Annotated in this window: 23 protein-coding genes and 1 pseudogene; 4 read left to right on the forward strand and 20 right to left on the reverse strand. The window is 40.9% G+C overall.

All coding sequences use genetic code 11. From position 1 onward, the window contains the following. A partial coding sequence (locus G625_RS19695) for a transposase (RefSeq protein ID WP_044932518.1) occupies positions 1–251 on the forward strand: 251 nt, incomplete at its 5' end. Between the two features lie 149 nt (positions 252–400). Here the strand turns inward: G625_RS19695 and pglZ are convergent. The 12 genes from pglZ to G625_RS0111765 form a co-directional block, all read right to left on the reverse strand. Then, entirely contained in the window at positions 401–1,732 is a 1,332-nt protein-coding gene (pglZ, locus tag G625_RS0111705; protein WP_029201260.1) for a BREX-4 system phosphatase PglZ, read from the reverse strand. Between the two features lie 6 nt (positions 1,733–1,738). Next, the gene (locus G625_RS0111710; protein WP_029201261.1) at positions 1,739–5,320 is read right to left on the reverse strand and encodes a DUF6079 family protein; all 3,582 of its coding nucleotides are present in this window, start codon (positions 5,318–5,320) and stop codon (positions 1,739–1,741) included. A 9-nt stretch (positions 5,321–5,329) separates the two neighbouring features. Next, positions 5,330–5,521: a hypothetical protein gene (locus G625_RS0111715; RefSeq protein WP_044932520.1), complete on the reverse strand. Its 192-nt coding sequence runs from the start codon at positions 5,519–5,521 to the stop codon at positions 5,330–5,332. A gap of 5 nt (positions 5,522–5,526) precedes the next feature. Then, the gene (locus tag G625_RS0111720; RefSeq protein ID WP_029201263.1) at positions 5,527–7,926 is read right to left on the reverse strand and encodes a phosphoadenosine phosphosulfate reductase domain-containing protein; all 2,400 of its coding nucleotides are present in this window, start codon (positions 7,924–7,926) and stop codon (positions 5,527–5,529) included. A gap of 42 nt (positions 7,927–7,968) precedes the next feature. Then, positions 7,969–8,178: a helix-turn-helix domain-containing protein gene (locus G625_RS0111725; RefSeq protein WP_029201264.1), complete on the reverse strand. Its 210-nt coding sequence runs from the start codon at positions 8,176–8,178 to the stop codon at positions 7,969–7,971. A gap of 469 nt (positions 8,179–8,647) precedes the next feature. Continuing rightward, positions 8,648–9,592, reverse strand: coding sequence for a ParB N-terminal domain-containing protein (locus G625_RS0111735; RefSeq protein ID WP_029201266.1), 945 nt, complete (start codon positions 9,590–9,592; stop codon positions 8,648–8,650). After that, a complete protein-coding gene (locus tag G625_RS0111740) occupies positions 9,582–10,358 on the reverse strand; it encodes a ParA family protein (RefSeq protein WP_029201267.1) in 777 nt (258 codons plus the stop codon). Before G625_RS0111740 ends, G625_RS0111735 begins: the two co-directional genes overlap by 11 nt. 4 nt (positions 10,359–10,362) lie before the next feature. Next, a complete protein-coding gene (locus G625_RS0111745; protein ID WP_029201268.1) occupies positions 10,363–10,704 on the reverse strand; it encodes a SymE family type I addiction module toxin in 342 nt (113 codons plus the stop codon). Positions 10,705–11,012: 308 nt separating this feature from the next. Then, positions 11,013–11,162: a hypothetical protein gene (locus G625_RS22460; protein ID WP_156885110.1), complete on the reverse strand. Its 150-nt coding sequence runs from the start codon at positions 11,160–11,162 to the stop codon at positions 11,013–11,015. Between the two features lie 136 nt (positions 11,163–11,298). Continuing rightward, positions 11,299–11,895, reverse strand: coding sequence for a ClpP family protease (locus tag G625_RS0111755; RefSeq protein ID WP_049895873.1), 597 nt, complete (start codon positions 11,893–11,895; stop codon positions 11,299–11,301). 81 nt (positions 11,896–11,976) lie between these two features. Continuing rightward, positions 11,977–12,549, reverse strand: coding sequence for a hypothetical protein (locus G625_RS0111760; RefSeq protein WP_029201270.1), 573 nt, complete (start codon positions 12,547–12,549; stop codon positions 11,977–11,979). A 191-nt stretch (positions 12,550–12,740) separates the two neighbouring features. Further along, positions 12,741–14,603, reverse strand: a complete 1,863-nt coding sequence (locus G625_RS0111765; protein WP_029201271.1) for an AAA family ATPase — start codon at positions 14,601–14,603, stop codon at positions 12,741–12,743. A 497-nt stretch (positions 14,604–15,100) separates the two neighbouring features. Here G625_RS0111765 and G625_RS0111770 point away from each other — a divergent pair, with 497 nt between their 5' ends. Then, positions 15,101–16,537, forward strand: coding sequence for an AAA family ATPase (locus tag G625_RS0111770; RefSeq protein ID WP_029201272.1), 1,437 nt, complete (start codon positions 15,101–15,103; stop codon positions 16,535–16,537). Positions 16,538–16,623: 86 nt separating this feature from the next. On the opposite strand, the gene G625_RS0111775 is transcribed toward G625_RS0111770, so the two are convergent. Then, on the reverse strand, positions 16,624–16,932 hold the full coding sequence (locus tag G625_RS0111775; RefSeq protein WP_029201273.1) for a helix-turn-helix domain-containing protein: 309 nt from the start codon (positions 16,930–16,932) through the stop codon (positions 16,624–16,626). A gap of 341 nt (positions 16,933–17,273) precedes the next feature. Here G625_RS0111775 and G625_RS0111780 point away from each other — a divergent pair, with 341 nt between their 5' ends. Continuing rightward, positions 17,274–17,963, forward strand: a complete 690-nt coding sequence (locus tag G625_RS0111780; RefSeq protein WP_029201274.1) for an anaerobic ribonucleoside-triphosphate reductase activating protein — start codon at positions 17,274–17,276, stop codon at positions 17,961–17,963. Positions 17,964–18,386: 423 nt separating this feature from the next. On the opposite strand, the gene G625_RS0111785 is transcribed toward G625_RS0111780, so the two are convergent. Then, complete coding sequence (locus tag G625_RS0111785) at positions 18,387–20,885, reverse strand: GGDEF domain-containing phosphodiesterase (RefSeq protein ID WP_029201275.1); 2,499 nt, start codon at positions 20,883–20,885, stop codon at positions 18,387–18,389. 219 nt (positions 20,886–21,104) lie between these two features. Here G625_RS0111785 and G625_RS0111790 point away from each other — a divergent pair, with 219 nt between their 5' ends. Beyond that, entirely contained in the window at positions 21,105–21,866 is a 762-nt protein-coding gene (locus tag G625_RS0111790) for an alpha/beta hydrolase family protein (protein WP_029201276.1), read from the forward strand. A 115-nt stretch (positions 21,867–21,981) separates the two neighbouring features. Here G625_RS0111790 and queF read toward each other — a convergent pair whose 3' ends face one another. The 6 genes and pseudogenes from queF to G625_RS22870 form a co-directional block, all read right to left on the reverse strand. Further along, positions 21,982–22,464: a preQ(1) synthase gene (gene queF / locus G625_RS0111795; protein ID WP_029201277.1), complete on the reverse strand. Its 483-nt coding sequence runs from the start codon at positions 22,462–22,464 to the stop codon at positions 21,982–21,984. Positions 22,465–22,476: 12 nt separating this feature from the next. After that, a complete protein-coding gene (gene queC, locus G625_RS0111800; protein ID WP_029201278.1) occupies positions 22,477–23,163 on the reverse strand; it encodes a 7-cyano-7-deazaguanine synthase QueC in 687 nt (228 codons plus the stop codon). Positions 23,164–23,336: 173 nt separating this feature from the next. Next, on the reverse strand, positions 23,337–23,909 hold the full coding sequence (gene folE / locus G625_RS0111805; protein ID WP_029201279.1) for a GTP cyclohydrolase I: 573 nt from the start codon (positions 23,907–23,909) through the stop codon (positions 23,337–23,339). Then, entirely contained in the window at positions 23,910–24,638 is a 729-nt protein-coding gene (locus G625_RS0111810) for a radical SAM protein (protein WP_029201280.1), read from the reverse strand. Positions 24,639–24,721: 83 nt separating this feature from the next. Continuing rightward, positions 24,722–25,141, reverse strand: a complete 420-nt coding sequence (queD, locus tag G625_RS0111815; RefSeq protein ID WP_029201281.1) for a 6-carboxytetrahydropterin synthase QueD — start codon at positions 25,139–25,141, stop codon at positions 24,722–24,724. A 492-nt stretch (positions 25,142–25,633) separates the two neighbouring features. Continuing rightward, a pseudogene (locus tag G625_RS22870) lies at positions 25,634–25,857 on the reverse strand (IS66 family transposase); the annotation flags it as partial.

The raw sequence follows: 25,857 nt of genomic DNA on the forward strand, positions 1-25,857 counted from the left end.
GTCGGATAAAAGTATTCGTAGAACTTCAGCGAAAGATCAGACGTCATTATGACGCCATACTAGCAACCATGAAATACCATCTGACAAATGCAGTGCTTGAAGCCACTAACCGCAAGATTAAGTTGTCAATCTACATGGCTTACGGCTTCAGGAACATGGACAACATGCTTGATATGATCATGCTCCGTTGTTCTGATATAGAAGTCCGTCTGCCTTGGGAATACAATCCTGTTCTGCCTGCTGTAGCGTAGCTGATTGTCTCCCCTGTATCAAGGGCGCAAGCGCCGCTTCGCGGAAACCCTTGACACAGGGCATCCAACCAGCTTGTTGGCAGTCAAGCAGAACAAAGATAGGGTGTGTAGCCGAGGCTACTACTCAACCCACACAAACTGATGAAGCCTCATTCTTTTTCTGTATTACTAAGTCCAGTAAATGCCGGCTTAAAGATCTTAAGATAATACGACAATAGTCTTGCTCTAAGATCATCCAGTTCCATACCTGTAATAGAACTTATTTCCATGAGACGAAGCCCATTCTTATCATCAAAAGAAATATCCAGACTTAGTTCCTTTTTTACTCCGTTACAAATAACCTCTTGTATTTCTTTTTCAGGTGGCATGGATCCTGCATACTTATTCAACTCTTTAATAACTGCAATCCGTTCCTGCAAAAGACCTGTATCATTGATCCAGTATCCCTGCTGCCAGATTGTTATTAGTAGCTCTTTTTTTGAGCTACTTTTTAATACTTTGAGGACCTTGGCAAAGAAAGAATTCTTGAGATAAGATCCCACATATCCTTTAATAAGCCATTTCTCATAAGCAGAATCTGTAGTAAGCATTTTCCCAGCTAAAGCACAGGTTGATTTAGCATCCACTCCAAGAGAGTATGAGATAAAATCAGACATGCTCTTACCAGGAGTGTTCTTTATATACTCATCCCGTAGTTTATCCCAATTAGCGGCCTCGGATGGCTCATAAGGAAAATCAACACTTAACGAGTATGCCTTCTGCAAGTAATCTTTTGTATTGTTTACAACGTCAATTTGAAATGCATTATCAGGCGATGCTTTCTTATGCCACTGATACAAACTTTCTGAGCAGCACCAAATAGGAATAGAAAAATCTATTATTTCTGCATGCCTCCACAAACCAATCCATTCAACACTTGTAGTAATTTTATTTTTTTTAATATTAGCGGCATAGTCATTAGATACAAAACAAATCTCCCGGTACTCACCGCTCATCTCATAATCTGAATTGATAAATGGATTGATTAACTCTCTCCGGGCAAAGCTATTCTGAAGAACTTTCTGTACATTATCTACCATTGAAAAACATATAAAATATATCCTTCTCTTAGCGCTTTTAGGATCCATGATATTGTTATTTTCAATGTCGAAAAGAGATAAAACTGTCGACTCAATCTCCTTCTTAGAGAAAAAACGGATTAACTCTGAGAATCCAACAACAAAGGTATCCTTTGTCTGTGAAGCATGACTTTTTATGATTTGAACGAATCGGCTTTTTGTCATCCAGCCATCGTCTTTTTTCATAATATAATCACTTAACTCAAGAAGCTCTCCATCAAAGCTTTTTACCAAATCCTCGATCTCGTCTTGGGTATTATTATCCATTTCCATAAACAGAAATCTGACCGGATATCTCCGGTATGAGCTTGTGGTCTTCTCTTTATCCTCAGATATTTTTTGCTTTAATGCCCCAACGTCCATAAATCATTATTCCTCACTAAGCAACTTCATAACTGCAGAGCATACCACTGGGTATTCTTTACACAGCTTCACAAGTATCTTCTTAGCCTCATCTTCATTAAGCCTTTTCTCGTTGATCATTGCAGTTGCAGCCTCAATGGTTGCATGCGTTTTTCCAATTGCAATAGGTGTAATCTCAATTGGCTCAAAACTAGGACTGTCAAAAAGTCCGTCATCATAATCCTCATCTTGGCCATCATTTGTAGCTTCATCATTATCTGAATCTGCACCTTCATCGTATCCCGCATCGACGTCTTCTTCATGTGATTCCAATTCATTTCCAGATGTCTGTTTGCTTTGAAGAACACACCATTGTAATATCTGTTTTTCGACATCCTCTTCCCGCCAAAACACAATAGCATCTGAAAGATTCTGCTTTAAATAAGACATCAAATTGGAGTAGTCATCCAATTTTACCTGCACCTTCGCAAGGCATTTATCAATGAATGCATAAATGCATGTAGAATCCTTCACTTTTTCTAAAGTAAGAGCTATGGATGTCTTCTGTTTTTTAAGGCCTTCTAATAATTCTGATACATCCTCCTGAGTGATACTGTCACCTGTAGCGTTCGCCAAGGAAAACAAAGAGTCAATAACCGAATTGAATTCTGCTCCTTTATCAACCACATACTTTAACGACCATAACGGAGACTTATACTTATTTTCAAAGCTGGCTCTCATAGCCCATTTGGTCTCCGAAATACCATCGCCTTTAACACCAAAAATATTCTGGATTAAATCAATTAATTCTTTCTCTTCTGCAGTAGAAAATCTAACTCGAAGTTTTGCATTTTGGCTCTGTTTGATCCAGTTTTCAAACGCAGCATTAATGATATCTCGCATTAGAGTAGCCGACACTAAACTACCCTGATCGGATAGATACATTTTTTCTATATACTGCCTAAAAGCGAGAGCAACCGATGCCATGCAAATATAGTTGTTATAATATCCATACGGTGGCTCTGATAAAAACTTAAACTCTTGTCCAATATCAACGACCGTTTTGTTTCTTAAAGAAGCAATCTTATCATCAATTGTTTTTATCAAAACAGTCATTGGACAAGACTCATCATAAGATCCTATGTAGTTTAGATTTTCATCAAAAATCCAGTTCCCGTTTTTATCCTTAAGCAGGTGTGATAATGCTGATTCAGTACCGCCCAAGGAATCTATTTCGTCACGCTTTGCTGCAAAACATACCTTCTCAACCGTTTTCTTGGCATATACCTGGTTCCATCCAGTGCTTGCACTTGCCACCTTCGGAAGTTTTTCTGCCCCGCAAGGGAAAACCCTCGCCACATCTGCTACAAGACCAGAATTACACACAGACTTATATGTTGGCGTGTTAACTCTTTCACCACGGAAAATTACAGTGGCAGAACCGTCAATAATTTCTGTCTTCCATTTTTCCATCCATCTGCTGGCCTTTTTTTCATAAGGAGATGGATCTTCAACCTTAGTTTCTTTGGCTACATTTTCACGTGCCTTTGAATCGATAACTCCTTCAAAACGCTGTTGCCCAAATGCAATATCAGAAATGACGAATACAACATCCTTAAATTCATCTTTTTCCGATAGTTTCTGAACCATATTCTTTTGCACTTCTATTGCATTTTCGGGGCGGCTTGATTTTTTATCATAGGTCGGCGTTTCACCTCGGAATACAATAAGCGCTATCTTGGCTGCGTAGCTCTTTGAGAATGCTTTGAGCAGCTTAGATTCCATCGATATAGAGCCTAACCCGCCCCAGATAAGTGCAAATTCTGTGGCTCTGTTAAAGCTTTCTGCATTAGAAATTATTTTAGTAATGTCGCTCTTATAGCCAATATACTCATCTAAAAGGGCGCTAATATCCTCGTACTTTAGATACAGTTTGTCCTTTGCAGCTTGTATCTTTTCAAGCGGCATTGCGGATGATGACACCTCATATACATCATCAGGACCCTTTAAAATAATCTGCTTCTCATCAATGGCAGTCAACGCATTATTAATTGCCTCATTACTCCATGCGCCACTTAAAACATGGAGAATATTTTTCTTGCTTGGATTTACAAGGCTCTTCTCTGAATCGCCCCCATCCATCTGAGTAACCCGGTTAAGCAAATTCAAAAGCAAAACAACTTTAAATACTGATAATTCAGGTACATCTGTATCCTCAAGTTTCGTAGAATACATCGAATATTTGTTAATGATGGCATCGAAGTTATTAGTACGGTCTTCTGAAAATGCCTCAACAAAGAAGTCCCAGACTTTATCTGCCGTCAGATACTTTACAACATCTATATCATTCTTAATAAAATCCTTGAATCCTCGATTATCATCATTCAGGAATTCAAAAATACTTCGCTCCGCAGATCCAATTGCTCTGGAAACAAATGTTGCCAGATATGCTGTATATGGATGAAACGGATACAGCCGCTTGATAATTGCTTGCGTCTGAGCAGACTTATCCATTGGCGCTACAATTTCTTTCAACGCCTCTGCAACTTCAGATTGTAATTGTACACGTTCTTCCACAAGTGCACTGTACTTCGCTTCATCCTTGATTTTGAGAGCATTTGAGAGAATATGATATGTAGTAATATCCTGCATGTCATACTGAAGGCCAAGGAAACGAGCCTTTGCCATTGTTTTTTCGTCTTCCTTCAGTTCTTTGTAACTGTCGGTAGCTTCCATGCTCTTATGTGTAACAAGGAACACATAAACCCCGATATACTTGTTCTTATCATCCTTTCTAGGCGCTTTACTTAATTCAGCAAGATCCTGCATGCAGTTTAGAATGCTGCGTCTTTCTGAAATCTCTAATAACGATGTGAACTCGTCCCAGAAAATAACCAAATAATCAGCTACGCCTTGTTCACGCAATTCACTCATGACTTCTGTAAGCCATTGCTTAATATCCGGTGTAGCCTTAATCATATTTGATTTTTTTAATGCAATGTTGATTTCCTTTAAGACCTCTACATCACCGTTATTTAAAAGCTCTTCAAGCTCTTCTACAGTAGAAGCATATCTATCTAACTCATTAGAAAGCATAATCTGCCAAAAAGACGAAAATTTCTTGTCCTTCAGCATCTCAATAACTGCTTGGAAATCAGATTTCACAGTAACCGTTACGCCCGCATCCTTCAATTGCTGAACAACCGCTCTCTGAATGGTATACTTTAATTCTTCTGTATCAACGATAGAATATGTACCTTTGAGAACAACCGGAAAAACTCTTTCCTTTTTTCGGAAATTAAGTATCATTGCCTTTAGTTGCGGATTTGCAAGCTTCTCAATATAGTCCTGAATCTCATCAAGAGCATCACTGAGAAGATGCTTAATCACCGATGTCGAATGACTCTTTCCAGTTCCATAAGTTCCCTGCACCCAAATAGATTTATGCTGATCACTTGTTAATGAGGTGAACGCATTAACAATCTCTTTGAGATTGGATTCAAATTTTTCATTTGTAATGAACTGTTTCCAATAATTCTCCCTTTCCTCCGTCATATTGAAAGTAGAATCAAAGAACGGTTCAATTCCTATAATCTCTGAATATTGCATAGCATCCTCCTACAAAAACAGTGTACAGCCTTCTTCTTTGAACTGTTCAACCTTAGCCGTCAACGTTTCAACATCTGTATCTAGCACTTCGGCCAAATGCTCTCTGCAGAAAAACTGTTTTATTTTCTTGCCCAAAAGTTTCTTGCATAGCGCCTTATCATCTTTCGACAATGCTTTTTTACAGTAATAACACTCTTCCATTTGAATCACACTCTCCTTATCACTGCAGCCAATGCGTCATCCGGAGAAATATCGCTGTTCAGATGAACATTTTCAAGTCCGCCTGTAAGGTCAGCTGTTAATATTCCCATCTGTGTTAATGCTTTTAATGCCGGAATCAGATTCTCTGCAGTCATTCCAAATACAGTATAAGGATTAACTACTCCCGGAAGAAGAAGATCACTTACTGTAATGTCGTAACAATTTGTATCTTTCGCTTCTTTGTAAAGCAGGTATGCAAGAGCAGGCATTGAAATATAACCTGGGGAGATTCTTCTAATTCCCTTAGTCGTATTACCAGACATCTGTAATTCTGCAACATAAATGTTTTGAACCTCTGCCTGTTCATTAGATAAGCTTCCAAGCGGCGAATATCTAAGCATCGTAATCAGCGCATTGGTGGGATTCTTAATAGTGTTATCATTCAAAGACGGGAAATCCTCTTTCATGATTGCCACTATATCATCCCTGGTGTATTGCACTTCAAGTTTAATTGACTTAACAAAGCTATTTACGATTGCGGAGTTATAGGCAAGTCCTACCCAAATAATCTGCCATGCCGCCAACTTATTTCTGTCATATAGGCCCTTCACAAGTTCAAATTTATCGGAAACCCTATTACCTCTTTCATCAATAAGTTCTGCTTCTCTAAGCCAATTTTTAGCAGCCGGAATCATCTTGGTTCCCAAATTCGGATAGGTGCCAAACCACTCGTCACCTTTATCAAAGAATACATCAACCCACTCATCTCTCAATCCAAATGTAGAATATCGGTCAATGCCACTCGTCCTTAGATTTGCAGATTTCACAAGCATTCCACCTTCATTTATTTGTTTCCTATGGGCAATAATGCATCCACGTGAACTAACCTCCAAACACTTATGGCAGTGTACGCACATATTCTTGTTGATTTCAACTTTATCTCGAATTGTCAAAGCCCCAGTCGGGCATTCTGCTTCACAAACACCGCACAATTCACAACCTGCACATTTTGTAAGCACACGAGACAGCATTCCGTGGAGAGCAGGCTTATTTACAGTACCTTCAACTATAAATCTGAGTGTGTTCCCTTTTTCCTCAGCACTAAAACGGAATATCTCACCGTTATAATTCATCTGCCCTCTGGTAACGCCATTCTCTTCTTGCATAACGTACTGGCATAAAGCAAATAGCCAGATTCTCCAGTCTGATTTAGGTTGCGTAACAACGCATTCAAAATTCGGTTCCTTACTGATCAAATCCACACGCGATCCATCAGGAATCAATCCTCTTCCCCCAGCGTTTTTTTGCCAGTTATTCGAGCTGATATAATTATTGATTTTTTCCTGAGAATTGAGTCCAAGATTTCTTGCCATCTGTTCTATAACAGCAACATATTGTTTTGAGATGTCTGGGTATATCCTTCTGATTAGATATTCAGACCAATCAGAAGCAAACGGACATACTCCGCAACCCACTCGTGTAAGGCCCATTCTATATGCAGGGTTAAGCTCAATTCCTCTGGAAAAAAGATACAGAAAAATCTCTGCATTATTCCATCTGAAAATCGCGCGGCAGTTAATCAGATTAGGATGTTTAACATTAACGCCAATTCTGTCATACGCCTCTCTTCGAGCACTCTCGTCAGCTCTGACACCTTCGAATACTGCTACCTTGGGTTGTACATCAGTATTGTGTATCTCTTTCATTTTTCGTCTGAAAACTGTGGTTTTCATAACAGAGCAGCACCACCTATTTACACGACTAGGTGGGCCATACTGCTTCCATAAGTCCAGAGCTTTTCGATCACTTTTTGCATGGTAAAGCTTAAAGTTAGGAAAACGGTATTTATAATCCTCTTCTGTGTATGCGACAATATCATACGTACAAGGCAATTCCATGTCTGTATCTTGAAAAACAGCCTTGAATGATTCAACGGGAAGAACTCTTGTGACAAGATCCAATATCACTTGCGAATCTTTCCCACCCGAAAACGCAACAACAAAATCATCTACTTTACCCTTGTATGCATCATAACAGCCGAGAATAAAATCCATTGCCTCGTTCTCTACTGTCTCGATAGCCTCTCTATTTGTTTCTAGCAATTTATCTATATCTACCGGTTCAAGAGTAGTAAAAGTAAAGCCGTCATTATATACGACTGTTGGTTTGCTATAAATTCCCGCCCCTCTTCTCTCAAAGAAAGGCTGACCCTTGTAATAATATCTGGCATCAATATTCCAGCATATAGGTTTATCCGTCTTGGGCAATTTGTACTTTTTTTGTATCTCAAGGATTTGTAGCTCCTGGAGATACACCGGGCGAGGAGCCGGAATAGCTTCCTCGTCATTTATATTATCGCTCAATATAATTCCATTATTTTGAGCATCCCATTTAACTTTAAACATAATGTCTCCATTTCTAATAGCCGTTTGCTATTTATCTGTATTTCACGGTTTTATGTAGCTATCGGCATCAGATGTATTTTCGACCTCATTATTTTTCATCCACTCATCGACTTCATTTATATCGAATCGCCACAAACGCCCCTTCTGGTGAGCGGGCATGCCTTCCTTCTTGATCCAGTTCATAACAGTATCCCTGCTTATATGAAGGTATTCACATACCTCTTTCATGGAAAGCCATTTATTTTCTTGCATTTCATAACCTCTCTTCAAACTCATTTCGATGAGTGCGCATCAAATGTATGCGCTCTATAGATACTCGTAATGCACCATTCTTTATCATAGCACTTGAGGCGAGATTACGCAAGGTTTTTGTTGATTAACTCTCGATTTCGTGGTATAATTCAGTTCTTTTGCTATTATATTAGATTAATGCCGATTTATAATGTTTTATTTAGTTTAACGTGATTTTCTTCCACATATCTGCCATCGATCATGGCTCTGAATGCTTTGTACTGCCTGCTTCAAGCCGTTGCTGCTTCCATGATGATGATATGGATGGGAATATTTATGCTTATGAAAAATGACACATGAACAATCTCCAGAGTGTTCAGTGGAATGTATATACCAATAATGCCCCGTATTCCGACTCATAATTGTCACATCATAAGGATCAGCAACGATAACATTAAAATATTTCGGATCCAGGCACTTCAAATCTTCATTACTGAACATCAGCAGCCTCCTTCCCGGCAAACCATGCATCCAAAGCCTTCATAACCAGATCCGTCCGTTCCTTCGCTTTCATCCCGGAGAAATACTTTTCCTCTGCTTCTGCCGGTATCTTTACACTCACCGCCTTTTCCGGAGCAGATCCCCTGACCGGATGCAGAATCTCTTCCAGTTTATCTTCTGTCAGCTCGCCTGCTGCCGCCCTGATCGACTTTGCCGCCTTCTCATTTATCGCAGCATCCTTCTTTGCCACAATGATCTGTTCGTCTTCGGGCAGATACGAAAGCTCCACTGCAGCTGTCAATGTCAGTCCGCCGGTATCCAGCCTGTCCTTGAATGGACGGATCAGCTTGTCCACCCTCATGTATCTGGCGATGTTCCTGCCGGTCATCCCATACTCTTCCCCGATGCCATCCCGGCTTCTCAACTTGTGGACATCATGTCCACAAGTTCCAATCTCTTCAATCTCCTGCAGAATGTCGTTCCGCCTGCCCTGGCTGATCACCTTCTCATATCTGGCAGACAGCACCGCCGCCTTTTCGCTCGGAGCCAGATCAGTGAATGACCTCTGGATCACATTTGTTTCGATCACATAGACATAGGCTTCTTCATCCGACAGGCCTTCCTTCACAATAGCAGGTATCTCCGTCAGCCCCGCATGCTTCGCGGCATTCTGCCTGTTGTGTCCGGAAAGCATTTCATAACCGCTTCCCTTCTTCCGGACGATCACCGGATTCAGAACTCCATGCTCCCGGATGCTCTCCACCATATCATCCAGGCGTTCACCCTGATACAGGCGGAATGGATGGTCATGGAACGGCTTTATCTTATCCACCGGAAGGCTCTGGAGACCGTTTCCGGTCTCCGCCTGCGGTACATCTGCCGTCATCATATCCACGGCATCAAATATCTTCCTCTTAGGACCGTTAGCCTTCATCCGCGATCACCTCCCCTGCCAGTCTCTCGTAAGCCTTGCACGCGTTACATCCCGGCGCGTACTCGGTCAAAGGCTCACTGTAATAAACACTCTCACCTACCTTTACGGTACTCGGGATCTTGCTCTTGAATATCCTGATCTGTCCGTTGAATGTCTCCGTAACCTGTTCTGTGATCGTCTTGCAGAGTATAGTCCTCGCATCGCACATCGTGAGCAGGATCCCCGCCACATCCAACTTCTCATTGATGCGGCTCTTGATCTTCTTCACGGTTTTCAAGAAGTCCTGCAGCCCCTTCATCGCCAGAAGCTGCGGATTCACAGTCACGATCACCTCATCCGCTGCCGCCATAGCATTGATATTCAGCGCACCCAGAGCCGGGCTGGTATCAATGAGGATAATGTCATAATCATCCTTCAGCGGATCCAGGATCACCGCCAGCATCTTTTCCGTCCCCATTTCCAATCTCAGCTTCGCTTCCACTGCGGAAAGCCCTATTGATGACGGTATGAAGTCCACGCCATTCCTCTCCCAGATATATTCATCACGCTCCGGAAGCTCTTCATCCTCGATCATGTTCATCATCAGATCCCCGATCGACACATCCACGTCTTCAGCTCCAAAGCAGGTGGTCAGGTTGGACTGCGGATCAAAATCCACAGCCAGTACCTTCTTCCCACGCTTCTGCAGAGAATAAGCCAGATTGAAAGCCGTAACAGACTTACCGACACCGCCTTTCATCGCTCCGATCATAATAATCTTTCCCATATCGTCACGCCTCCAGTCCGGCTTCCGCCACCATTCCATAGTCCGCCCGTCTTTCAGCAACGAACCTCGCCCTCAGTTCCTTCTTCTCGTTCTGGAAGCGCTCCTGCAGCTTTCTGGTCTCTTCTTCCATGAAAGCCTTCTCCGCCTTCTTGATCTCGGCCATAGCGGTATCCGCCATGATGATCAGCTTGCCTTCCTCACACTTGACCAGAACAGGATCCCCGATATTGAATCCCAGTTCTTGGAACCAATGCCCCTGGATCCGGAGCATCGGCGCCGTCTTCCTTCCATAACAGCACGCCTCGCTGACAGTCAGTTCCCGGTATTCCTTTTTCGCTCTTGCCATAGTTTTTCACTCCTTTACTCTGATTGACTCCGGCAGGCGCTCAACCGGTTCCTGAGAAGGCATAAAAAATAGGACCATCATCAGCACACTCTTCTCAGTCACCGATTAAGTCCTACCTTAATTCCATGTTCAGTTGTACCGCACGGGCATAGTCCGCCCATGCGTCTTGCCTTTAAGGCTTCACCGCCCCTCGTGTTATATTAGTGCAAGGCGGTCATATTTTCAGTTGAAAACGGCGCCGTCCCACCTGTAAATACCTCACCCGAAGACATTTTCTTGTAGGACTAAATCAGCCAAAAACCCTTGATTTATGCGGTCTTTGCTTGACTTGGCACTATAATACCACCATCCCCTGAGGTTCCTACAACAAGAACATTGTTGTTCACCCTGGTTTCATAGCAATTCAGGCTGTAATACCGGTCCTTAGCCAGGATCATGTCATTTCTTCCAATCATCATTTCACCTCCGATAAATGCATAGTGTTTCTGGTTTCATCTGACATCCGGATGTTGATCGGGATGTCTGTACATCATGTTTTTTTAAGCTTGATTTTTAACTACAGAAGATGGTCATAATATGTCATTCAATTCAGCTTTATTCTATTTTCAATGTAGGTGTGACAGCATCGCAAATGCCAAATCTTATGGCTTCCTCTGCATTCATATAATTATCAAATCTTGTAGCCTCATTTATCTCGTCGATAGTTTTGCCGGTGTGTTCTGCCAGGATTCCATTCACAATATCCTTTGTTGCAAGTATTGATTCTGAAATGTTCTTTATGGAAGTTGCCGATCCACCGACACCATCGGATAACAGGGGTTCATGTATCATTACCTTGCTGTGTTTCAGGATATATCTTCTTCCCTTTTGACCACCCGCAAGTAAAATCGCCGCCATGCTTGCTGCCATTCCCGTGCAGATCATGTTGATGGTGAGATTGCTTCCCTGAATGGCGTCATATATCGCGAGTCCTGCATTTACTTCTCCGCCGGGACTGTTGATGTAGACATTAACGGGTCCGTCGAGATTCTCCTCCAGATAAAGAAGCTGGGAGATGAAATCATTGGCGGTTTCACGGTCGATGGAACCGTTTATAAAAATAATGCCATTCATCAGATGATGTGTATTTAAGGCTATTTCTCTCGTACCATGTGAACTTTCAACTTCGATCATCGGTATCACTCTGCTCATTTCTTTCATCCTCCTTATCTATCAACCATGTTTTTTAGCTTTAAGATCTGACTCTCAGGTATAAATCCAATAGGCTCTTTTTTACAGCAATCCATTCTTAAGTTCCCAGAGAACCTGTTCCTGTATTCTATATTTTTCTTCAAGCTCCGGGTTCATCGCTATGAGTGTATTCGTTATCTTCTTACTTTCTGCTTCTTTCTCTTCTTCTGTCAGCTCCTCATATCCGTAATCTGCAGCATCTCTATATTCAGGATGCTCTTTGAGGAGTTCTTCCCACTCTCTTTCCGCTTCCTCTTCTTCCCAGGAAACTTCTCTTTCAAGCCCTTGTTCCTGTCTTTCTTTTTCTGCGGCCATACACTGCATCATAAGTCTCATCTTCTGCCGCTCGTTTTCAAGGCGTTCTTCGTAGGGTATTCTCTTGTTGTATTCTCGCTCGTAAGCAAGTTTCTTTTCCGTCACTCTTCTGTTCAAGGCAATCATTTCTAAAAAAGTCATGCCTTCCTGTCCTGCTTTTCTTCTGATTCGGTCTCTGTTGTAAATGACATCTACTTCGTCTACAGTTTTTGAGTATTCCTCCCAGAGTTCCGCAAGTACTCTTTCATCCTCTTCCCTCTTCGCGTCTCTTTTTTCTGTTATCGATTTCATCTTTTCCATGGCATCTCCTCCTGATGTTCAAAGGATAACATTTGGAGACTGTGTTGTAACTGGACCTGTAGTTTAAAATATTATCTACATTTCATTTTTTAGATATCCTGTTTTTTCATTATCTGTGCTATAGATACAGAAATTATAACAATGAATTAAGTGGGGGTGGCTAACGATATACGCAGCCACCCCCACTTAATTCATTCTGTGCAAATCTTTACTTTTTTTCCGGAAAATGCTATCCCCATTTTGATGATGTTTTTTACTCCGTTATCAATCATCTCAATGCTATAGCTTTTATCATTTATTTGATTCAATGCTTCTTTAGATAACAACTCCAGCTTATTATCTTCAAGATCTTTACCCCATTTCAGCTCCAATATAACCCCCGGATACTTATTTTCTCTAGGTATCAAGCTGATATCATATCTTCCTTCACCAGATTCCCTGTTAGATCTGACCATGTACTGGTTATCCATTAATGCTACCAACCCGAGAACAAGTCCATGATAAAAACCCTCAGCGCCTGCATCATAAAAGCTGATACTCTTCATCATATATTCACCTATTCCATCCTGAAGCTTTCGGACATCCAAAGCATAAATGCTTTCCGCAATCTTATTAGCTGTTGCCCTGCCCATTGCCCCGATATAAACCAGATGTGATAGTACTTCACTCTTATAAACAGCTGCTATCTCTCGGTTAGGTATAGCAACCTCACACAGCCATGATCCGTCCCCCTGGAGTTCCTTTTTTGGTGTTTTAAGATATCCTGCAACCAGAAGCAGGCTATAGATATTCGCAGGTTCTTCTGTAAGTGAGCTATATACTACATTCTGATCTATTCTGGCTATAACTCTTTCTCCCATAAGTAAGGATCTGAGTCTTTCTGTTGTATCATCGGAAGCAGACTTCAATACATCTTCCAATATTTCATTCTTTCCTGTATTAACCCAATAGGCCTGAGGGAGGCATCCCTTTGACAGGTAATTGATCACTGACCATGGATTATATATCTCTTTGTTGCCGAAAATGTATCCGTCATACCAATCTCGCAATTCATTTTCTTTTCCCAAAGCACCATAATAATCAAGCATTTCCCTTACTTCGGATTCTGTAAACCCAAAGAAGCCATCATACTCACTATCCATTACCGAGTTTACGGTAAGATTATTGAGTCCGCTAAAAATACTCTCCTGAGCAATCCGCAGGATACCTGTCAAAAATCCATAGGATAGGTTTCTATTATCTTTAAATGCACCGGAAAAGAAGTTTCTCATGAATCCGATAATCTCATCATAGAACGATTTAGAATAACCCTCCTGTATTGGTGTGTCATACTCATCAATGATTATGATAGGTGCTTTTTTATAATGTTCAGTAAGCATTTTAGAAAGCTTCTGAAGGGACGCAGACAGTTCAACTTCGTTTGCCTGTCCGTTTACTACCTTCTCATAATAATCTTTCTCGTACTTTTCGATCTCATCACTGTTTTTAAGCTCAGAATGTCTGCCAAATTCATCCTGGAGAAGTTCTGCAATTTTGGAAAATGTTGCTTCCCATGAATCAAATTTTACATCTTTAAAAGTCAGAAATATCACCGGATATTTCCCCTGATGAACTGTATATTTATTTCCACACTTCCAAATGGCTTTGTCCAAAAAATACTTACTAGTATCATCTTCAGATATTTCAAAGAAAACACGGAGCATATCCATGTTAAGTGTTTTTCCAAAACGTCGTGGACGGGTGAATAGGGAAACAAGTGCTTTACGATCAAGAAACTCTTTTATCAGAAGCGTTTTATCAACATAATAGTATTCTGACTGCGCACGTATATAATCAGAAATCCCAACAGGAAGTGGCTTCATTTCTTTATTCTTATCAGATTTAATGTATTTTCCTGTTACTATACGACTGTCAATAGGCTTTTCCGCATCATTTGGGATTTGCCACTGTTTTCCATCCTTCACAGCTCCCGGTATTTTACCAGTTTTACATAATTCAGTGATACGTCGCTCCGAAATACCCCATATTAAAGACATTTCTTTACATGATTTCATAAGACAATTCCTCATTAATAGTACTTTTTTATATAATAAAACATAATTCGGAAGTATGTCAACGAAATATCGATATACTTCCGAATTATGTTTTATTCTGCGAATTATTTTCTTCCATATCCTTGGTTATGAGACCATTCGGGTGAATTAATTCTTTAAGAAAGTGAGCATCTGTTCCGATAATCCTACTGATAATCCGGAATCACAAGAACTCTACTCATTTCAAAACCCCCGATAATCAAACTGTTTCCCATATTAAACACGTATTTATATAAAGTCAGTATAAAGCCTTGGGTATGCCATGTCATTTAACTCGTGGTTTAAAATCTTCAACGAACAGAAACCCCAACAGTTTTTATCAAACACCTCTTATCATTTACAGATATTTCTCTTTAAATATCAATTTTGAACACTTATAGAGGTTTTCTTGTTTGATTTTCCTCTTTATCCATATTATAATTTCACATATAGAGGAAAATTACAGCGAGGTAAAAAACATGGGCAACCTAATAGGACGTGGAAAAGAGATAAATCGTTTAAATAAAGTGCTGAACGAAAAAGAAGCACAGCTTGTAATAATATACGGCCGACGCAGAGTGGGAAAAACTTTTCTAGTCAATCAGTTTTTTGAGAATAAATTTGACTTTAAATTCACCGGTGCATATGACCGTTCAAAACAAGAACAACTAAAAAACTTCACGCTCGAACTAAACCACCAGACAAATCAACATAATCCTGTTCCTAAAGATTGGACAGACGCATTTTTTATGCTTAGATCTTATCTGGAGAAAAAAGATCCTGATGAAAAACAAATTGTCTTTTTTGATGAAATGCCCTGGATGGACACACAGTTGTCTGGTTTTCTTCCTGCATTTGAATGGTTTTGGAATTCATGGGGAAATTCAAGAGACAATCTGATCTTTGTGGTATGTGGTTCATCCACATCATGGCTTGTAGATAATTTCGATCATAACAAAGGTGGTCTTTTTAACCGGAGTACATGCAGAATATTTCTTAATCCTTTTAATCTTTACGAAACTGAGAAATACCTTAATTCAAGGGACATCTACTGGTCTAGGTACGATATAACTGTATGCTATATGATAATGGGAGGCATTCCATATTATCTAAGATTACTTGACCGGGAGCTTTCCCTTAACGAGAACATAGACATGATCTTTTTCGGAAAAAGAGCTGAACTATGGGACGAATTCAATCAACTTTTTAATACACTTTTCAAAAACAGCGAACACTATATCCATATTGTTGAAGCATTAAGCAAAATAAAAAGCGGACTTGAAAGATCTGAAATCGCTGAAGCGACAAAGCTTCCTTCAAATGGAGATCTCACTTCCATGCTTTCAAATCTTGAACAATCAGGTTTTATACGTATCAATGCAAGATTCGGAAATAAAAGCAGAGGAAAAACCTACCAGCTGGCTGATTACTTCACAATGTTCTATTTTCGTTTTGTCCGTGATAATCATGGAAAAGATGAACATTTTTGGAGTAATACAACTGATAATCCAACAAGAAACTCATGGCAGGGACTTACTTTTGAACAAGTATGCAAAGATCATATCTCTCAAATAAAGAAAAAACTTGGAATTTCAGGAATACTATCAACTGTTTCAGCATGGTCTAAAAAAGGTAATAACACTGAGACAGGTGCCCAAATAGATATGCTCATAGATCGTCGTGATCATGTGATAAGTCTCTGTGAAGATAAGTTTTCAACACAGCAATATGAAATAACCAAAGAATATGACGGATCCTTAAAAAACAAGGTTGCTGTATTCAGAGAATCCACCGGAACAAAAAAAACAATCCAGGTTGTCATGGTGACTACATATGGTATTAAACCCAATAAATATAGTAATTACGTCGGAAGGTCAATCCAGCTGGATGACCTATTTGAAAAAGAAGATACCTAACTATCAAGCGCCGACATTTCGTAATTACCCATGAGTGCTTCCTTCCCTGTATTCCCGCATATTGATATGGAATACCCGAATCTTTGCTAATCACGAATAATATCGGCATTACGAGATAAAATTACTAATTTCTGAAACAAAAAGGAAAGAGAGGGGCCTTCGTCCCTCTCTCTGTTACCTCTCAATATATCATCAACCGGTGTGTTGAATAACTTGCTTAGCGCATAAAGGTTATCAACGGTAGGAAGGCTTTCTCCCCTCTGCCACTTGTAAACCGACTGTGCGGAAATATCGCCAAGGAATCTGGTTACATCTTCCACTGACAATTTCGATTCCTCCCGAAGATCTTTAATCCTTTTTCCCGTTTCCTTCAGATCCAGTATCGGATATTCCATTTTTGCCTCCTTTGTGTAATACAAAACGTTAAACTACAAACTGATTACAACATCCTCTGCGATACGCGCAATCAGACACCTCTGTCTTCCGGGGGATGTAAGGCTATGATTTTAATGTGCTGAATGTCCCCAAACTTAATGTTCAAGAGCTTTTAATTGTAGCATAAATCCGAAAATAGTAAAGATTTTACATCGTGTTTATTTGATTTTTTGACATAATGCTACATAGTAGTCATAACCTTCCGGGTGATGAACTTTTGAGCCTTAAATTGATTACTTGTTTTTCTCAACTTATAACCTTATCATCTATGATAAAGCAAGCGTATGTGGGAGGAAAAACGATGCTTATTCACGGACTTCAAAAAATGACTCTTCTGGATTTTCCGGAACATATAGCATGCACGGTGTTTCTGGGTGGGTGCGATTTCAGGTGCCCATACTGTCATAACTTTGAGCTGGTGGATGGCAGTGCCCCACCCCTAATGAATGATGAGAAATTCTTTAAGTTCCTGGAAAAACGGCATGGACTTCTGGATGGCGTTGCCATAACAGGAGGCGAGCCCCTTCTGAGAACAGACATTGCCGATTTCATAAAAAAAATAAGAACTATGGGATTCAAGGTTAAGCTTGACACAAACGGCTACCACCCGGAAAGATTACAGGAGCTTTGCCAGGAAGGTCTTTTAGACTATGTCGCAATGGACATCAAGAATTCGATAGAGAAATATGGCCTAACTGCCGGCGTGGAAAGCATTGATACAGGGCGCATACTTAAGAGCATCTCCATCATCATGACTTCCGACATCCCATATGAATTCAGAACAACAGTTGTACATGAACTGCATTCCGACGAAGACTTTATAGCTATCGGCGAGATGATAAAAGGTGCATCCCACTACTACCTTCAGCAGTATACAGAAAGAGACACCGTTCCTGATAAAAAACTTACTGCACCATCAGGAGAAGAAATGGAAAGATACCTTGGAATCGTAAAAGAATTCGTTCCTAACGCCATGCTCAGAGGTTTGTGATGACTTTTGCAGTCCGATGCTCACCTATATAAACGCAAAAAATCAGCCGAATACCGGGGTCCTCGCAGACCTTAGTATTCGGCTGGTATATTTTCTCCTCCTCATCTATTAACGCTGTTTTTGAGCCTTAATATCTGACTCATAGATGCACAACCACATTGAGAATCAGCGATCTTCCACTCACATTGCTGCCCTGTAAATCTTTTCAACGGCCTAGTGCCGGTCTTCTCAGGAAACGAATCTATTCGTCTGATATCGTGACGACACACGATTCATAAATTCAGACTGTTTTTAGTAAAAAATAGGATGTGACTGTCAAATGACATCCACATCCTATTATATCGCTTTATTATCACTTTGAAATATTTTTTATTCCTCTAATATTAATAAAACATTATTTCTTTTTAACTTCAATAAATTGTTTTACTCTGCTTTAAAATCAATAGCCTCTTCCGGATCCAGAGGTGGTGAGAAGTAGTAACCCTGGATGGTGTCAGCATTAAACTCACGAAGCTTGTTATACTGCCAATCCTTCTCGACGCCTTCTATGGTTATGCTCTTTCCCATATCATGTACCAGCTGGATAACGTCCTTGATGAAATCTTCTTTTCCTTCACAAAGATACGTATCTACAAGTGACTTATCGAGCTTTACATCTTCTACCGGAACATATGTAAGGTAAGCAAGTGATGAATAGCCGGTTCCGAAGTCATCAAGCAGAAGTATGACTCCAAGATTTTTGAAGCTTTCAAACAACTCCTTTGTTATGGAATTTTCCTCCATCAAAAGGCTTTCTGTTATCTCAATCTGCACATACTTTGGATCAACATCATATTCTTTCAGGACGGCTTCGAGATACTTACAGTATTCAGTGTCATTTATCTGTCTGCTGGAGAAATTGATGGATACGGGCTTGATCTCCTTCCCCATCTTTTTCCACTCGCCAAGCTGTTTTACCACAAGCTTTGTGATAAGTCTTCCGAGCCTTGAAGTCCATCCGCTCTTCTCGATTACCGGAATGAACTGTCCCGGACCATACTTTGAATTCCTGAGTCTTACAAGTGCTTCGTAGCCGATAACTTCCTTTGTATGAGCGGAAACCTTCGGCTGGTACTTCATATAGAATCCGTCATTGTCAAAGGCCTTCAGGAAGGAATCCTTGATCCTGGATTCTTCCATGACCTTCTGCTTCATGTCATCTTCATAAACAAATACCATGTTCTTGCCACGGTTCTTTGCTTCATACATCGCAATCTCCGCGTTAATGACATGCTGCTCGGGAGGTGTTTCTCCGTCCGAATTGGAAATACCTACACTTGCTGACATGACCACGTGGCCGCTGCCTATCGACAGGGGTTTTGAAAAGATATCCGTAATGTCCTTAACCAAAGGAGATTCTTTATTCAGAATCTTATCCTTTGCGAACATTATAAACTCATCTCCGCCATACCTCCCTAAGGTCATACCGTTCTTCTCGGCGAATTTACGGAGAGACTTTGCTATATCTTTAAGCAGGTTGTCACCCACATCGTGGCCATAGTTCTCATTGATATCCTTGAAGCCGTCAAGATCTAACATGATGACAGTGAACTCCTGATCTGCTGTCAGGTTACTGTTCAGATTATCCACTATGGTACGTCTGTTAAGAAGCCCCAGAAGCTCGTCATGTTCAGCCTGATAAATAAGCTTTATCTGTGAATTTACCAGCTGTGCTTTGGAAGCTTTCAGAGCTCTTACATTTTGCTTTTCCTGCACAAATGCTATCAATATGGATCCCATAAAGAACAGCATGGAGACTACGATAAGTACCGCTACGGGAAGCATGTTTTTATATACTTCCACAAAGGATTCAGGCTTGTTTACATATATCGTATCCTTGGGAAGAAGATTCTCAGACAGACCGTAATGTTTAAGCACCATATAATTGTACTGGGTGATGCTCGGTGTAAATAAAGACAACTCATAGGTTGAGATATCTGCTCCATTGTTCAGAACTTCGGAAACGATCTCTGCGGCATTTCTTGTCTGAACCGAAAAATCCATATAAGTTCCGCCCAGAACTCCATATTCTCTTCCTTCCGCGTAAGGTCTGAAAATGGGAGCCTTAACATTATTCACGATCAAACTGGTGGTTTCAAAAAGCGAATGCCTTTCACCAAATTTATCATCATAACAGGTCATGAAGAAGAATATGGCATCCTCAGGAACTTTTTTTAAAGCTTCAAGTATCGCTGTGGGTTCCAGTTCCGTTGAAGTAATGGCATGGAAATCATACTCAGGATATCTGCCCCTGTATGACAGGAATTTTTCAAGATCGGCCTTTCCTGCCGGAGAAGTATCGCATAAAGCATATAAATTCTTCCTTTCCGGGAAAAGAGTTATGGCTTCTTCAAAGGTGTCAGCAAAATAATCCAGCTCATAGAAGCCGGTCATCATCGGATTTGCCTCCGCCCGCTGTGCCAGATCCAGACTGTTGATACCGAAAAACACCATAGGAAGCCCTTTAAACAGCTCTTCCTGATGTTCAAGAGCAAACCTAAGTGCGGCATCATCTCCCAGGAGGATTGCCTCATAATGCATTACATCATTATTATATCTTTTACTGAAATATTTATAGAACTCTTCTATATCCTTGTCACTGCCATATATTTTTGTGTCCATATAGCAGACATCAAATTCTATATCATTGCTATAAAGTCCCTCTTCTATTCCTCTGATCTGATCTTTATAGGTATAATACATAGGGTCAAAGGAGGAAAGAAAAAGTACCTTATGCTTAACCTCATCCGGTCCCTTCATATATCCGGGCATAAACCCACTTTTTATTTCGAAGGCAAGCTGAACAAGGGCCAGTATCATACATACTGCCCCTATCAAAGCAAAAAACATCTTATAAAACTTGTAAACCTTATTTCTATCCATATGTTGTCTGTTTAATCCCGAATTTAATGAAAATCTTACGTAACAAGTCAGATTCCCATTTAAGCACGCACAGAAATCCCTTTTCTTCTATAATTCTGTATTTTTTATCGACAGAATTTTTTAGATAATTAGCAGATTTATTTATTTAAAAGTCTACTGAACGTGAAATATGCTATAGTAGCTAAGGATATTTAAAAGCGGAGAAGAAAGGCAAATTCAGTGGAAAAATTATTTGATATAAATGAAGAAGGCTTCAGCATTCGCTGCAAGCTTTATTACGATAAAACTCCTCATGATCTGAAACACATCGTACTGGCAACCTATGGCTTTGGCGGAAACAAAGACAATAAAGCTATAGAAAAATTCGCGGACAGGATCACCACCAAGTACAAAGGCTTTGGTGTTGTCTGCTTTGACTGGCCATGTCACGGCAAAGATGCCCGGAATAAGCTGATAATTGATGAATGTCTGGAATACATGCGGCTTGTCACAGAGCATATCCGGAAAGAAATGGGAGCCGAAGAAGTTTATAATTATTCTTCAAGTTTCGGAGCCTACATTACCCTGAGATATCTTCATGAAAAAGATGAAAATCCCTTTAAGAAAATCGTATTCAGGTGTCCTGCCATAAATCTCTACGATTCCATGACCTCCCGGATCACCGATGATGACTGGACGGTCCTCAACAAAGGCAAGGAAATACTCCGGGGCTACGACAGAAAGATCAAAATTTCCCGGGAGTTTCTCGATGACCTGAAATCCCATGATGTCAGCACCTGGGACTTCATGGACTACGCAGACGAAATCCTCATGATCCACGGCACAAAAGACGAAATGGCCCCCATAGAGGTCGCCAGGGAATTCTCCGAGAACAATGTAATCGAGCTTATCGAAGTGGAAAATGCCGATCACCCCTTCTCGAACCCGCAGTACATGGACTTCGCAATTCAGAAGATCCAGGAATTTTTCAGTCCGGAATAAATCCATGAAAAATTGTTTGACCCTACTTGTAGAATTGTACAAGTAGGGTCATTTCCAAGTTTACAAACAGATATAGAAAAGAAAAACAGCCGGGGCATCTGCCCCGGCTGAGATTTTATCTGTTATTAATCATTTCAGGATACATATCGTGCTTTGTGAGTCTGTCCCAGGCTACCTTTTCCCAATCGGTGCCCTTCTTGCCGTAGTTGCAGTACGGATCGATGGAAAGACCGCCTCTGGGAAGAAACTTGCCCCAGACCTCGATGTACTTCGGATCCATAAGCTTTATGAGATCCTTCATGATGACGTTGACCACATCCTCATGGAAATCTCCATGATTTCTGAAGGAGAAAAGATAGAGCTTCAGGCTCTTGCTCTCCACCATCTTCTTCCCCGGCACATATGATATGTATATAGTCGCAAAGTCCGGCTGACCTGTGATAGGACAGAGTGATGTGAATTCCGGACAGTTAAACTTTACAAAATAGTCATTCTCGGGATGCTTGTTATCAAAGCTCTCAAGCACTGACGGATCATACTCGTACTTATATTTTACCTGCTGATTTCCAAGTAATGTTAAACCTTCGTTTTCTCTCATGATATACCTCACTTATTCTGCCAAAAGAGGATCTGTCACTCCGTTTGCCTCAAATGCTGCCTCTCGGTCGATGCAGGTTCCGCACTTTCTGCAGGGTTTATCTCCGCCTTCGTAGCAGGACCATGTAAGCTCGTAGGGAACCTTCAGGTCAAGCCCGATCTTTACTACATCCTTCTTTGTGAGCTTCACAAAAGGAGCTTCTATTCTGAGCTGATGCCCTGAACCTTCCCAGATAGCTGCACTCATATGCTCATTGAAAACCGGTGAGCAGTCAGGATAAGCACTTCCTGCCGCATCATCGGAATGTGCGCCGTAATAAATCACGCCACAGTCCTTGCTCAGAGCCAGACTGGCTGCAGATGAAAGGAACAAACCGTTTCTGAAAGGAACGTAGGTACTTACGGGAATCTTTCCCCCGGTCTCTTCAATCTGCTTAGCATAGGATTCCTCAGGAATCTCCTCTGTTGACTGTTTAAGAAGAGAGCAGTTGCTGTATTCAAAAATCTTTTTAAGATCAAGGAACAGATGCTCCACTCCATAGTGCTCAGCCACAGCTGTTGCAGCATTAACCTCTTTATCGTGCTTCTGGCCGTAGGAAACGGTAAGTGCTATGACGTTGTCCTTTCCGTATTTATCTACCGCCATGCCGAGAGCAGTGGTGGAATCCACTCCTCCGCTTAAAAGAACCATTGCCTTCATATAAATCTCCATTCCGCCGCCTTTGTTCAGCAGCATAAATAGTACAAAATCATTTTTCAGACTATTCTCAATCTCATAAACCAAATAAGTAATTAAGCTTCAGTCAGAAAAATACATCAATCATTACTTTTGATAAAAACATCGGTTTTTTCAAGTAATTACCGAACCAAATATCAGCGAAGGTACATCTGGAGGCTCGGATCATTCCTGAATGCGCCTCTAAGCTCTGCCGTAAATGTCTTTGTATTCTGCTTTTTTATGCCTCTTGCGGTCACGCAGCTGTGGCAGCCCTCAATAGTTACGGCAACATCCTCACTGCCGGTGATCTCGATCATTATATCTGCGATGTCCTTGCCGATCTTTTCCTGAAGCTGAAGACGTCTTCCCACCATATCACAGATTCTGGCGATCTTGGAAAGTCCCACAACCTTGCCATTTGGCACGTAGGCAAAATTAACCTTCATATCGTACATGAGGGCAAGATGATGCTCGCAGTATGAGAAAATGTCTATATCCTTCATAACCACAACACGACCTGCACTGCCTGTATCTTGAAGATCCTCTTCAAAGGTCTTGTCAAACATTTCGGCAATCTCATGGTTTGTATAGTTCATGCCCTGAAAAACTTCTTCATACATCTCGGCAACACGCCTGGGAGTCTCCAGTAGTCCCTCTCTTTCGGGATCATCACCAAGAGCGATCAGTATCCCGCGAATATGCTCTTCTATAGCTTTTTTATCTATCATTTAAACACCTCTTTTGTTGGGATCCCAGATCACCTTGTGAAGCTGTATCTGAAGTCTCACATCATTCATATTGTTTTTTATCATAAAGTCAACCATATCCACCGGCTCAATGCTTCCGAATACAGGACTGAGATAGACGTGACACCTGTTTGTAAGATCATAGGTTTCTATGATGTTTTTTGCTCTTTCCAGATCCTCAAGGCTTCCGGAAACGAACTTGACTGTGTCCTGTTCTCCCAGAAGTTCGAAGTTGCTGTGAAGCATCCGGATCTCGCACCTGCTTCCGGGAAGCTTGTAATCCATGGTGAAAACAGGTCTATAGGACTTTGAGAAAGGAATTCTGCCGGATCCTTCTGAACCGCTCATATCTACGCCGTTCTTACTGTCAAAATTTGCAGGCTTTATGAAAGGCTTCAGATCCACCGCACCGTTTGTTTCGATTTCTACTCTGTGACCCGAATCCAGAAGCAAAACTATTAGCTTGTCCACACCTTCCTGAAGAAGCGGTTCTCCTCCTGTCAGAGTCACATTCTTCACTCCAGTGGATTTTACATAATCCAGGATCTCTTCCTGTGACATCTCCGTAAACGGACAGTCCCTCTCATTGGCCCACATGGTGTCACAATAGCTGCAGGCCAGATTGCAGCCCTTAAAACGTATAAATACCGCAAGCTCCCCGGCCCTGGTTCCTTCGCCGTTAATACTTACAAATTTTTCAACAACCTTCATTTTCTCCTCCGGATCTGTCCGATTCGCATTCGACAGGACTCTTATCAGCCCATAGCTGATTCTAAAAAGTCTGTTTTCAGACTTCAGCCCTCATAACAAGCAAAATTGTTGGGAGTCTCATATACCAGAACTCTGTGAACATCAAATCCGGAAGCCGCAAGCCTGTCATAAAAAAACTTCGCAAAATTTTCCGCCGTCGGTCTGAAGGCCACTACATTCATCTTGAAGTCTTCCTCCATGAGTGCCTTCACAGTCGCATCCTTCAGTGAACCTTCTTCATATATAAAAGTATGATCAAATTTATCACAAAGCTCTTTGATCGCCTTTTTTAAATCCGAGAAATCCACCAGCATACCTCTGGTCTGAGTTTCTTCACTCAGTTTCTCTCCTTCTATCTCCACCACGACTCTCCATCTGTGTCCGTGGATATTGCTGCACTTTCCTTCATAGCCCTTAAGAAAATGTGCCGCATCAAAGCTTGATTCAGATTTCAAATAATACATATATGCTCCTACTAATAAAAGGTCTTTTATTATCCCTACATGATTTCGCATTACATGTCACAAGTGTAATTATTCAATAACCGCGTAACGGCTTTATTGAATATAAAAAGAGCTCTGCATACGCAGAGCTACACAAAATCTAAATACATACTGAGGCTGGTTAAAAACTCATCCTCAAAAATGATCCAATCATCTACACTAGTGAAAACATAGACAAAATCATCACATATTTAAAAATAAAAGGTAGTCCTGGTTTTGTTTAGTGACAGGAAGGTACAAATGAACTGTCATTTTCAATTTTCGAAACTGTATGATACCACTGAAACCAGATATGGTCAACATCTATGAGTTATAATCTCACGGAATCTATGAGTTATAGTAACAGTTCAGCCAGAATGCCTTATTTTCGTTACTGTTCACAGGTGAACTTGTAGTAAAACAGCCGATCCGTTAAACTGAGTCTCAGTAATAACGGGTCGGCTGTTCTGCCAACTATGAGTCAAATCTTTGTGTCACTTCATCAAACACATTGGCTCCTTCATTTTGCCGTATCTTAACAAGCACGCTCCTGCCTTCACAATGATGCGTTATTGTATCAAAGCATCTGAAAGACATCACCTGCCCTTGTTTGCGCTTGTAGCCACGTAGAAAGCGCTCCGCTATGTTGTTTGTGCTCGGTACATTGACATTATGAAGAAACAGAAGATGTTCTTTGG

Source organism: Oribacterium sp. NK2B42 (assembly GCF_000424445.1).
Classification (GTDB): Bacteria; Bacillota; Clostridia; order Lachnospirales; family Lachnospiraceae; genus Oribacterium.